11 protein-coding genes are annotated in these 11,822 nt (G+C 74.8%); 7 read left to right on the top strand and 4 right to left on the bottom strand.

The features are described from left to right. On the bottom strand, positions 1-949 hold a 949-nt coding region (locus F9B16_RS44630), incomplete at its 3' end, for a DUF3068 domain-containing protein (RefSeq protein WP_192809299.1). A gap of 318 nt (positions 950-1,267) precedes the next feature. Here F9B16_RS44630 and nirB point away from each other — a divergent pair. The 7 genes from nirB to F9B16_RS44595 all read left to right on the top strand — a co-directional run bounded on the left by nirB (position 1,268) and on the right by F9B16_RS44595 (position 9,155). Next, positions 1,268-3,772, top strand: coding sequence for a nitrite reductase large subunit NirB (gene nirB / locus F9B16_RS44625; protein WP_318839292.1), 2,505 nt, complete (start codon positions 1,268-1,270; stop codon positions 3,770-3,772). Continuing rightward, on the top strand, positions 3,769-5,241 hold the full coding sequence (locus F9B16_RS44620) for an FAD-dependent oxidoreductase (protein ID WP_225992496.1): 1,473 nt from the start codon (positions 3,769-3,771) through the stop codon (positions 5,239-5,241). Before nirB ends, F9B16_RS44620 begins: the two co-directional genes overlap by 4 nt. A gap of 86 nt (positions 5,242-5,327) precedes the next feature. Next, positions 5,328-6,812: an MFS transporter gene (locus F9B16_RS44615; RefSeq protein ID WP_225992495.1), complete on the top strand. Its 1,485-nt coding sequence runs from the start codon at positions 5,328-5,330 to the stop codon at positions 6,810-6,812. Positions 6,813-6,831: 19 nt separating this feature from the next. After that, the gene (locus F9B16_RS44610) at positions 6,832-7,425 is read left to right on the top strand and encodes a TetR/AcrR family transcriptional regulator (RefSeq protein ID WP_151546330.1); all 594 of its coding nucleotides are present in this window, start codon (positions 6,832-6,834) and stop codon (positions 7,423-7,425) included. A gap of 10 nt (positions 7,426-7,435) precedes the next feature. Continuing rightward, a complete protein-coding gene (locus F9B16_RS44605; RefSeq protein WP_151546329.1) occupies positions 7,436-7,957 on the top strand; it encodes a gamma carbonic anhydrase family protein in 522 nt (173 codons plus the stop codon). Positions 7,958-7,973: 16 nt separating this feature from the next. Beyond that, positions 7,974-8,861, top strand: coding sequence for an amidohydrolase family protein (locus tag F9B16_RS44600; protein WP_151546328.1), 888 nt, complete (start codon positions 7,974-7,976; stop codon positions 8,859-8,861). 105 nt (positions 8,862-8,966) lie between these two features. Continuing rightward, positions 8,967-9,155, top strand: coding sequence for a hypothetical protein (locus tag F9B16_RS44595; RefSeq protein WP_151546327.1), 189 nt, complete (start codon positions 8,967-8,969; stop codon positions 9,153-9,155). Between the two features lie 107 nt (positions 9,156-9,262). Here the strand turns inward: F9B16_RS44595 and F9B16_RS44590 are convergent, their stop codons facing one another. The 3 genes from F9B16_RS44590 to F9B16_RS44580 all read right to left on the bottom strand — a co-directional run. After that, on the bottom strand, positions 9,263-9,994 hold the full coding sequence (locus tag F9B16_RS44590) for a Crp/Fnr family transcriptional regulator (RefSeq protein ID WP_151546326.1): 732 nt from the start codon (positions 9,992-9,994) through the stop codon (positions 9,263-9,265). 420 nt (positions 9,995-10,414) lie between these two features. Next, entirely contained in the window at positions 10,415-11,335 is a 921-nt protein-coding gene (locus tag F9B16_RS44585; RefSeq protein ID WP_151546325.1) for a 5'-3' exonuclease, read from the bottom strand. An 82-nt stretch (positions 11,336-11,417) separates the two neighbouring features. Further along, positions 11,418-11,822 (bottom strand): PP2C family protein-serine/threonine phosphatase (locus tag F9B16_RS44580; protein WP_151546324.1); only part of this gene is annotated, 405 nt, incomplete at its 5' end.

Here is an 11,822-nt window from a genome sequence, read left to right as displayed (position 1 = left end):
CGCGCTGCCGGCTGCGCGGCGGGCGCCGGCGCCCGGTCCGGCCGACGACGGCCCCGGCCGCAAGCAGCGCCGCGCCGACCGCCGCCGCGCCGACCGGGACGGCGATCCGCAGCAGGTTGATCTTCGACGCGCCGTCGTCCGACTTGTCCTGCAGGGACTTCTGCGACTCCGGAGTCATCCGCAGGTCCATCTGCCCCACCACGAGGCGGCCCGGGCCGCTCCTCGGCTGCAGCGTGGACAGCACCCTCTGCTCCTGGTCGATCGGGTTGCCGGTGCGCGGATCCACCCAGTACGTGGCGTCGGCCTGGTAGTAGCGGTCGACCGGGACCGCGGGGCTTCCCTTCGCGCGCCCGAGCAGCTCGCCGGGCACGTCCGGCAGGGGCTTGCCCTGCACCTTGGTGTTCGGGATGTGCTGGACGAACCGCCAGGCGTCGATGCCGTGCACCCGCTCCTTGCCGGCGTAGACGGCCGGCCAGGCCCGGCGCGTCGCGGGGTCGTAGACCGGCTTGTCCTTCTTGGTGGCGTTCACCGGCCAGAACAGCCCGAGCCCCGACTGGCGCGCGGACACGTCGCCGTCCACCGACGCGCCGCAGCAGGCGGTGAGCAGCCCGGTGCGGCGGTCGAACGCGACCCGCTGGTTCTGGATCTCGATCGTGGTGCCGCGCGTGACGTCCTGGATCATCGTCGCCGAGTCCCAGACGGCGACGTCGCCGTGCGAGGACGTCACGTCGCCCCGGACGGTGTTGGTGGCGACGACGGTCGCGCCGGTGACCTGCTTGGCGGACGCGGCGTCGAAGTAGGTGGCGTTGTCGGCGCGCAGCCGGGTGACCTGGTAGACGTCGGTCGGCGCGGCGATCAGCCGGGGGGCGACGTAGAAGCGGACCAGCACGGCGGTGATCAGGAGGAACGCGCCCAGACCTGTGAACACCATGCCGATGACGTTGCGCAATGCCGCCTCCTCGTCGTTCCTGCTCCCTCGTCCCCGATCGCCGGGCGCTGCGCCCGGTCCGCACATCGTCCGCCAAGAAGGCGGCGAAATGAATGCATATGGACGGGAAACCGAAAATTTGTGCGGACGCCCAGCGCCGTCCGCCCGCGTTTGTGCCCCCGCGAAGGACCCGGATCCGGCCCGCCCGGACGCCGCCCCCGGCGGGCCCGGCGCGTCCGGACGTGTTAGCCGAGGCCCGGCCGCGGGTGTGAGTGCCAGTTAACGCGGGGGTGACGTTCGGGACCCATACGAGAAATAAGGCTTTCCGAGGATCAAGGCATGGGAGCTCGCAACGAACCGGACATGCACCTGGTCGTGGTCGGCCACGGACCGGCCTCGCACCGCCTGGTGGAGGCCCTGCGCGAGCGCGACGCCGCCGGGACGTGGACGGTCACCGTCATCGGCGAGGAGCCTCGCACCGCCTACGACCGGGTGGCGCTGACCACCCACCTGGAGGGCGCCGACCTCGCCTACCCGGCGCACGGCGGCGAGGTCTCCGTCGTCACCGGCGAGCAGGTCACCGCGATCGACCGCGCCGCCCGCACCGTGACGACCTCGGCCGGACGCACCGTCGGCTACGACGCGCTGGTGCTGGCCACCGGGTCGGCGCCGTTCGTGCCGCCGGTGGAGGGCCGGGACCTGCCCGGCGTGTTCGTCTACCGCACGATCGACGACCTGGACGCCATCCGCGAGTACGCGCGCGGCCGGGAGACCGGCGCGGTGGTCGGCGGCGGCCTCCTCGGCCTGGAGGCGGCCCGCGCGATCCAGGGGCTCGGGCTGCGCAGCGGCGTGGTGGAGGTCGCCCCGTGGCTGATGCCGCGCCAGCTGGACGAGGGCGGCGGCGCGATGCTCCGCCGCCACATCGAAGCCCTCGGCATGGCCGTGCATGCCGGGGAGCCGATGGAGCGGCTGGAGGCGGGCGCGGACGGCGCCGTCGCGGGCATCGCGCTCGCCGGCGGGCGGCGGATCGACGCCGAGGTGGTGGTGTTCTCCGCGGGCATCCGGCCGCGCGACGAGCTGGCCCGCGGCTGCGGCCTGCCGGTGGGGGAGCGCGGCGGGATCGTCGTCGACGCGTCCTGCCGCACCGAGGACCCGGCCATCTGGGCGATCGGCGAGTGTGCCCTCGTCGGCGGGACGGTGTACGGCCTGGTCGGGCCCTGCTTCTCCATGGCGGAGGTCGTCGCCGACCGGCTGCTCAACCCCGAGAGCACCGCGGCGTTCGAGGGCGCCGACATGTCGACGAAGCTGAAGCTGATGGGCGTGGACGTCGCCAGCTTCGGCGACCCGTTCGCCGGCCCCGACCAGGGCGCGCTCGGCGTCACCTACACCGACCCGGTCGCCGGCGTCTACAAGAAGCTCGTGGTCAGCGACGACGCGAAGACCCTGCTCGGCGGCGTGCTGGTCGGCGACGCCGAGTCCTACGGGACGCTGCGCGCCTACGTCGGCGGGAACCTGCCCGGCGCCCCCGAGCAGATGCTGTTCGGCGGGACGGAGGCGGCGGGCGGCGACCTTCCGGGCGCGACCGTCATCTGCTCCTGCAACAACGTCACCGCCGAGACGATCCGCGGCGCGATCGCGGCGGAGTCCCTCACCGACGTGGCCGCCGTGAAGGGCTGCACGAAGGCCGGGACGAGCTGCGGCAGCTGCGTCCCGCTGGTCAAGCGGATCCTGGACGCCGAGCTGACCGCCGCCGGCATCGAGGTCAGCAAGGCGATCTGCGAGCACTTCGACTACAGCCGCGCCGAGCTGTTCGACATCATCCGGGGCGGGCGGGTCACGAGCTTCACCCAGCTCGTCCAGGAGCACGGCCGCGGCCGGGGCTGCGACATCTGCAAGCCCGCCGTCGCGTCGATCCTCGCCAGCCTCGGCAACGGGCACATCCTGGAGGGCGAGCAGGCCGCGCTGCAGGACACCAACGACCACTTCCTGGCCAACCTGCAGAAGAACGGCACGTACTCGGTCGTCCCGCGGGTCCCCGGCGGCGAGATCACCCCGGAGAAGCTGATCGTCATCGGCGAGGTGGCCCGCGACTTCGGCCTCTACACCAAGATCACCGGCGGGCAGCGGATCGACCTGTTCGGCGCCCGCGTCGAGCAGCTCCCGGAGATCTGGAAGCGGCTCGTCGACGCCGGGTTCGAGTCCGGGCACGCCTACGGCAAGGCGCTGCGGACGGTGAAGTCCTGCGTCGGCTCCACCTGGTGCCGCTACGGCGTGCAGGACTCGGTCGCGATGGCGATCCGGCTGGAACTGCGGTACCGGGGGCTGCGCGCCCCGCACAAGCTGAAGTCGGCGGTGTCGGGCTGCGCCCGCGAGTGCGCGGAGGCGCAGAGCAAGGACTTCGGCGTCATCGCCACCGAGAACGGCTGGAACCTCTACCTCGCCGGCAACGGCGGCATGCGGCCCCGGCACGCCGACCTGTTCGCCTCCGACCTGTCCGACGAGGAGCTGATCCGCACCATCGACCGGTTCCTGATGTTCTACATCCGCACCGCCGACCGGCTGCAGCGCACCGCGAGCTGGCTGGAGGCCCTCGACGGCGGCGTCGACTACCTGCGCGAGGTGATCGTGGACGACCGGCTCGGCATCTGCGCCGAGCTGGACGCCGCGATGGAGCGGCACGTGGCCGCCTACTCCGACGAGTGGCGCGACACCCTCACCGACCCCGACCGGCTCCGCCGGTTCGTCTCGTTCGTCAACGCGCCGCAGACCCCCGACCCGAGCATCGAGTTCGAGGTCGAGCGCGAGCAGATCAAGCCCGTGCTCCTCCCGCTGGAGGTCAAGTGAACCGCGAACGGATCGTCGTCGTCGGGAACGGGATGGCCGGGGCCCGGTTCGTCAGCGAGCTGCGCTCCCGCGACCCCGGCGTGCCCGTTACGGTGTTCGGCGCCGAGACGCAGCGGCCCTACAACCGGGTGCTGCTGTCGAACGTCCTCGCCGGGATGACCAGGCCCGACCACATCAGCCTGGTCGACGCGGCCTGGTACGCCTCGCACGGGGTGGACGCCCGGCTCGGCGTGGAGGTCGTCCGCGTCGACCGGGAGGCGCGCGCCGTGCACGCCTCCGACGGCACCGTCACCCGCTACGGCACGCTCGTGCTGGCGACGGGCAGCACCGCGTTCGTCCCGCCGATGCCGGGCCTGGAGGACGGGCTGCCCGGCGGCGCGCTGGTGTTCCGCACCCTGGACGACTGCCGCCGCATCTCCGAGCTGGCCGAGTCGGCGAAGAGCGCGGTGGTGGTCGGCGGCGGCCTGCTCGGGATCGAGGCGGCGCGCGGGCTGATGGGCCGGGGGCTGGAGGTCACGGTCCTGCACCTGGCCGGGCACCTGATGGAGCGCCAGCTCGACCCCGCCGCGGGCAAGGTGCTGGCGCGGACGCTCGCGAGCCTCGGCATCGGCACCCGCGTGCAGGCGAACGTCGCCGGGCTGCGCACCACCGGCACCGGCGACGACCGCACGGTCACCGGAGTCGAGCTGGCGCTCCCGGACGGCGGGCGGGAGATCCTGGACACCGACCTGGTCATCCTGTCGTGCGGGGTCCGGCCCGAGGTGTCGCTGGCCCGCGACGCCGGCCTGGCGATCGGCCGGGCGGTGGTCGTGGACGACGAGCTCCGCTCGGTCACCGACCCGTCCGTCCGCGCGATCGGGGAGTGCTCGGAGCACCGCGACGAGGTGTACGGCCTGGTCGCGCCCGCCTGGGAGCAGGCGACCGTGCTGGCCGGGCTGCTCGCCGGCACCGACCCGGCCGCGCGCTTCACCGGCGCCCGGCAGATCACCCGGCTGAAGGCGGCCGGGATCGAACTGGCGTCGATGGGGGAGACGCACTTCGGCGACGACGACGACGGCGTGGAGGTCGTCCGGTTCAGCGACATGGCGCGCGGCACCTACAAGAAGGCGGTGATCCGGGACGGCCGGCTGATCGGCGCGATCCTGCTCGGCGAGACGTCCGCGGCCGGGACGCTCACCCAGCTCTACGACCGGGCCTCGCCGCTGCCGTCCGAGCGCCTCGACCTGCTGTTCCCCGGGCTCGGCGGCGCGCCGGAGGCCGCCTCGCCGGTCCGGATGCCGGACGCGGCGACGGTCTGCAACTGCAACAACGTGAGCAAGGGGCAGATCCGCGCCTGCTGGCAGGACGGCGCCCGCACCGCCGACGAGGTCTCCCGGCGGACCCGTGCCGGGACCGGCTGCGGGAGCTGCCGCGACGCGCTGGAGGGCATCGTGTCCTGGCTGGACGAGCAGGAGTCGGTGGACGCCTGAGGGGCTAACTCGAACAAACCTGTTCAAGTTTCGTGCTGAGCGGGCTACGCTAACCCGAACAATGATGTTCGAGTTAGGAGTTCGCCGTGCACGACCATCCGGCCGCGCCGCCCCCCGCGCCCACACACGCGCCGCACACGCACCCGCAGCACACGCGCCCGCCGCACACGCACCCGGGCGCGCCGCCCGCGGATCCCCGCCGATGGCGGGCCCTCGTCCTGCTGTGCGTCGCCCAGTTCATGCTGATCATCGACGTCACCGTGGTGAACGTCGCGCTCCCGTCCGCCGCCGCGGACCTGCACCTCGGCCGCGGCGGCCAGACCTGGGTCGTCATTGCCTACTCGCTGTGCTTCGGCGGCCTGCTGCTGCTCGGCGGGCGGCTCGCCGACGCCTTGGGTCGCAGGCGCGCCTTCCTGCTCGGGCTCGCGCTGTTCACCGCCGCGTCCCTGGTCTCCGGCCTCGCTGGGACGGGCGGGGTGCTCATCGCCGGTCGCGCCGCTCAGGGAGTCGGCGCGGCGCTGCTGTCCCCGGCCGCCCTGTCGATCGTCACCACGACGTTCCACGGTCCCGAACGCGACCGCGCCCTCGGCGTGTGGGCGGCCGTCGGCGGCACCGGCGCCGCGGTCGGCGTGCTGGCCGGCGGGCTGCTCACCAGCGGTCCCGGCTGGGAGTGGGTGTTCTTCGTCAACGTCCCGGTCGGGCTGGCCGTGCTGGCGCTGCTGCCGTCGGCCGTGCCGCACGTCCCGCCGGTGCGCCGCCCGCTGGACCCGGGCGGCGCGGCCGCCGCCACGCTCGCCGCCGGATCCCTCATCTACGGGCTGGTCAAGGCGGGCGAGGACGGCTGGGGATCGGCACCGGCGCTCATCCCGATCGGGGCCGCCGCCGTGCTCGCCGCCGCGTTCGTGCTGATCGAGCGGACCGTCCGGTCCCCGCTCGTCCCGCTCGGGCTCCTGCGCCGCCGGACGGTCGCGTCCGGCAACGTCCTCATGGTGGCCGCGTCCGTGCTGCTGCTGTCGGGGTTCTTCCTCTGCTCGCAGTACCTGCAGAACCTGCTGGGCTTCTCCGCGGTGGAGACGGGCCTGACGTTCCTTCCGGCCGCCGTCGGCACGATCGTGGGCGCCCACCTCGCCTCGCATCTGGCCGGCAAGGTCGGCGGACGTCCCGTCGCCGCCGCCGGGTTCGCGATCGCGGCGGCGGGCGTGCTGCTGCTGGCGCGGGTCCCCGCCGGGGGCCACGCCTGGCCGGACGTCGTGCCGGGCTTCGTGCTGCTGGCCCTCGGCGCGGGCGCCGGGTTCGTCAGCGCCACCACGACCGCGATGAGCGGGATCGGCCACGACGAGGCCGGGCCGGCGTCCGGCGTCGTCAGCACCGGCCACGAGATCGGCGGCGCCCTCGGCGTCGCGCTCGCCACAGCCCTGGCCGGCGCGAGCATCGGCGGGCACGGCGCCTCCGGGTTCCACACCGCGTTCGCGGCCTTCGGCGTACTGGCCGCCGCCGTCGCGCTGCTCGCGCTCGTCCTCGTGCCACCGGGCCGTCCCGGCCCCGGCGACGGCCCGGTGTTCGCGCACTGACGGCCCGTACGCTGATCCCATGACCTCCGCGACCCGCCGCCGCGCCGACGCCGAGCGCAACATCGAGGCCATCCTCGACGCCGCCCTCACCCGCCTCGGCCGCGACCCCTCGGCCAGCATGACCGAGATCGCCCGGGCCGCGGGGGTCGGGCGGGTCACCCTCTACGGGCACTTCCCGTCCCGGGAGGCGCTCGTGGACACCCTGTTCGACCGGTCGCTGGCCGACGCCGACGCCGTCCTCGGCGCCGTCGACGTCGACGCCGGGCGCGCGGACGAGGCCCTCGCCCGCCTCGTCCGCTCGTCCTGGCGCGTCCTGGACCGGCAGCGGACCGTGCTGACGGTCGCGCTGCGGGTGCTCGGCCCCGAACGGGTCCGCGACCGGCACGCCGGCGTGCTCGCCCGCGTCGAGCGCCTCCTGCGGCGCGGCCGCGACGAGGGCGTCTTCACCGCCGCCGCGCCCCCCGGCTGGCAGGTCACCGCCGTCTACACGCTGATGCACGCCGCCGCGCTGGAGGTGGACGAGGGCCGCCTGGACGCCGCCGACGCCGCGGAGACGCTGGTCTCGACGATCTTGGGCGCCCTCGGCGGCGGCCCGCCCGGGAGCGGCCGGTAGGCTCCGCCGCATGGCCGTCTACGCGCTGGGAGACCAGGTCCCCGACATCCATCCGACCGCGTACGTCCATCCGGGCGCGACCGTCATCGGGTCGGTGACCCTCGGCGAGGGCGCCACCGTCTGGCCCGGCGCCGTGCTGCGCGGCGACTACGGGCCGATCACCGTCGGCGCCCGCACGTCCGTCCAGGACGGCACCGTCGTGCACACCACCGAGGTATGGCCGACCGTCATCGGCGCCGAGTGCGTCGTCGGCCACAACGTCCACCTCGAAGGGTGCGTCGTCGAGGACCGGTGCCTGATCGGGTCCGGCTCCGTCGTGCTCAACCGCGTCCGCGTGGAGACCCGTGCCGTCGTGGGGGCGGGCGCCGTCGTCACCGAGGGCGCCGTCGTCCCGCCCGGGCACACCGCCCTCGGCGTCCCCGCCAAGCCCAGGCCCGGCGGGATCGATGAGAAGTGGCACGCGGAGGCGGTCGCGATGTACGTCGCCAACGGCCGCCGCTACGCCGCCGAACTCAAGCGGATCCGGGACTGACGCGGGGGAGGCGCACATGCTCGACGGAAGGCCGCTCATCGACGCCCACGTCCACACCGCGCGGCTGCCGACCCTGCCCCCGGCATGGCGGCAGTGGGCCGAGGAGTTCGGCTCCGCGCACCCCTGGCAGGACCTCTACGACGACTCCGGCACCCTCGTCCCCGATCGCGTCGACGCCTACTTCGCGTCCGAGGGGGTGGACGTCGCGCTGCTGCTGTGCGAGTACAGCCCCAGGACCACCGGGTACCAGCCCATCGAGGACCTGGTGCCGCTGCTCAAGCACAACCCGCGGCGCTTCAAGCCGGTCGCCAACGTCAACCCGCACCTGCACTACCCGATCGACGCCGAGTTGGAGCGCCAGCTCGGGTTCGGCGCCGTCGCGCTCAAGCTGCACCCCGTGCACGGCGGGTTCTCCGTCGCCGACCCGGAGCTGTACCCGGCGTACGCGCTGTGCCGGGACGCGGGCCTGCCGGTCGTCGTGCACTGCGGCACCAGCTCCTTCCCCGGCTCGGCCAACCGGTACGCCGACCCGACCCCGATCGACGACGTGCTCCGGCTGTTCCCCGGGCTGACGTTCGTGCTGGCGCACGGCGGGCGGGGCTGGTGGTACGACGCGGCGGCGTTCCTCGCGCTGTCCCGCGAGGAGGTGTGGATCGAGCTGTCGGGGCTGCCGCCCCGCCGCCTCCCCGAGTACTACGCGCGGCACGACCTGAAGCGGTTGGCGCGCAAGTTCGTCTTCGGCACCGACTGGCCCGGCGTCCCCGGCATCGCGCGCAACGCGCGGGCGATCGCCGGCCTCGGGCTGGACGAGGAGACCGTCGCGCTCGTCCTCGGCGGCAACGCGCTGCGCGTGTACCGCGGCCTCGCCGACGATCCGGGGTCAGGACAGGTCGACGGCGGCTGATTCGGGCGTCCGAAACCGGGGCGCCGTTTCGCGGGCGCCCGAACGGTGATCGGGACGGTACCCGCGGGACGCCCGGCGCGTCCCGAACCCCCACCGGAGGACGCCATGCTCGCGATCGTCGCCGCGATCGTCTTCGCCCTCGCCCTGCTGTTCGACCTCGCCGACGTCTCGTCGGACGCCATCAACAACGGGACGCTGACCGTCCTCGGCCTGCTGCTCCTGTCGCTGCACTTCGCGGGCGTCGGCACCGGCCGCGACTGGCGGCACTACACGCGCCGCCGCCGGCGCCGCTGACCCGCGCCACCGACCTGCGCCGCCGCTCACCGCCCCGGCACCGCCCGGGTCTTTGTGATCTACAATGTAAAGGCGCCGGGCCGGTCACTCGGCAGGCTCGCAGGCGGTCACTCGGCGGGGTCGCGCGCGAACGCGCGGAGCGCCCCCGGCGCCACCACGGTGATCCGCCGGCGGCCCGTCCGGACCAGGCCCGCGCGGCGCAGCACCGCGAGGGCGCGGGCGACGGTCTCGCGCGAGGCGTCCATCCAGCTGCCCAGCTCCTCCTGCGACAGCGGCGGCCCGATGTCCACCGACCCGTCCGGGGCCGGCGGTGCGTACGCCGCCGACAGCTCGGCGAGATGCGCCAGCAGCATCGCCAGCCGCCGCGGGCCCTGCGCCGACACGTTCGCCTGCACGCGCCGCCCCGCCTCGTCGAGGCGCCGCACGAACGTGCCGCTGACCAGCCGCCACGCCGCCGGGTGGGCGTCCAGGAACGCGGTGAACCGGGCGGCCGGCACCACCAGCCCGCGGACGGGGGTGAGCGCCGTCACCGTCGCCGACCGGTGCCGGCTGCCGAGCACCGCGCTCTCGCAGACCAGGTCGCCGGGGCCGCGCACGGCCAGCACCACCTCGTGGCCGTCCGGCGTCGTGGACGTCACCTTCGCCCAGCCCGACCGGATGACGATGATGTGGTCGGAGTCCTCGCCCTGGTAGCACAGCGGCGCCCGCGCCGGGTAGTTGCGCGGGCGGGCCGCCGCCTGCAGCGCGGCGCGCTGCGCCGGGTCGAGCTCGGCCCAGAAGCCGTCGCCGCCGGGCGGGGAGGGCGCGGCGAGGCCGCGGGGTGGGGTCCTGGTGTTCACGGGGTGCCGGCTTTCCGAGCCCCGCGGGGCTCACGGGTCGGGACGGACGGGCGCGCGCCGGTGCGCGCCGCATGGTGAACCGGTACCCGCGGCAGATGGGGGGAGTGGGGCGGTGAGGCCCAGTGCCGCGGATACCGGTCCGCTCGTGCGGCCGCCGCGGCCGGACCCGGTGCCCGGTCGACGGCCGTCATCGCCCGTCCCGCGGCGGCGTGCGTGCTCTCCGCATGTCCCTAGGAGAACCCCTCATTGATCCACATGCTGCGCGCGCGGGCGCACCGCGTCTGCGTCATCTGACACTTTCGGGGAAAATTGCAGCCGAGAATTCTCCGCCCCGAGACCCGCGCGCTCCGGGCCCGCGCCGTCCGGGCCCCGCGCGCGGTCCGGGACCGGCGCGGTCCGGGACCGGCCGGGGCGGGCGGGCTAGCGGGACAGGGCGTTCAGCAGCCGGTTGACGGGGCTGGAGAGGTTCCACGCGTCGGCGAGCTCCACGAGGGCCTCGGCGTCCCGCGGTTCGGCGGGCAGCCGGTCGTCCAGCTTCGCCAGCTCCGGCGCGTCGATGTCGGTGACGACCCGCACCACGGTCTCGGCGGACGCCAGGTAGTCGCGCGCCGCCTCCATCCGCTTGCGGGCGCCCGCCGGGAACCCGTCGGTGATCCCCGCGTCCAGCGCCGCCAGGATCCCGTCGACCGACCCGAACCGGGTGATCAGCGCGGCGGCGGTCTTGTCGCCGACGCCCGGCACCCCGGGCAGGCCGTCGCTGGGGTCGCCGCGCAGCGTCGCGTAGTCGCCGTAGCCGCGGCCGGGGATGCCGTACTTGGCCGCCACCTCCGCCTCGCCCATGACCTGCAGGTTCCGGATGCCGCGCGCGGTGTACAGCACCGACACCGGGCCGGCGTCGTCGACGAGCTGGAACAGGTCGCGGTCGCCGGTGACGATGTCGACCGGGCCGTCCGCCGCGCCCCGCACGGCGAGGGTGCCGATGACGTCGTCGGCCTCGTAGCCGGGGACGCCGGCGCGGGCCAGCCCGAACGCGTCCAGCACGGCGTCGATGACGGGCAGCTGCGCCTCGAGCGCGTCGGGGGTCTGGTCGCCGCCGTCCTCGGCGACGCGGTGCGCCTTGTACGACGGGAGCGCCTCGACCCGGAACGCCGGCCGCCAGTCGGCGTCCATGCAGCAGACGAGGCGGTCGGGGGAGCGGTCCTGGACGAGCCGGGCGATCATGTCGATCAGCCCGCGGACGGCGTTCACCGGCGTGCCGTCCGGCGCCGTCACCGACTCGGGCACCCCGTAGAAGGCGCGGAAGTACAACGACGGCGTGTCCAGCAGCATCAGCCCGCTCATGGCCTCATGCTCCCACGCGCCCCCGACATCCCGGCGGCGCCACGGCAGGACGCCGGGACGCGCCTCCCCGGGTCTCGGCGGCTCAGGTGACCTGGACGGCGAGCACGCAGGTGTCGTCGTCGGGGTTGGCGGCGCCGAGCGAGCGCAGCACGTGGTCGATGACGGCGTCGGGCCCGGCGCCCGGCCGCGCCGCGGCGGCGGCCAGCAGCATCCGGAACCCGTCGGCGAGGTCGCGGTCGCGGCGCTCGACGAGCCCGTCGGTGTAGAACAGCAGCAGGTCGCCGCGGTGCAGCCGGGTGATGACCGACGCCAGGTCCGGGGCGTCGTGCGCGCCGAGCAGCACGCCCTCGGGGGCCTCCAGCAGCGCGGCGGCGCCGTCGCGGACCAGCAGCGGTGGCGGGTGCCCGGCCCGCGCCCAGGTCAGCACGCGGGGGCCGGGCTCGTAGCGGGCGGCGACGGCGCTCGCGGTCGGCGGCCGGTCCCGCCC

This window comes from Actinomadura montaniterrae (assembly GCF_008923365.1).
Taxonomy (GTDB): Bacteria; Actinomycetota; Actinomycetes; order Streptosporangiales; family Streptosporangiaceae; genus Spirillospora; species Spirillospora montaniterrae.
The sequence above is the reverse complement of the archived record's forward strand: the minus strand, read 5'-3'. Positions and strand labels throughout refer to the sequence as shown.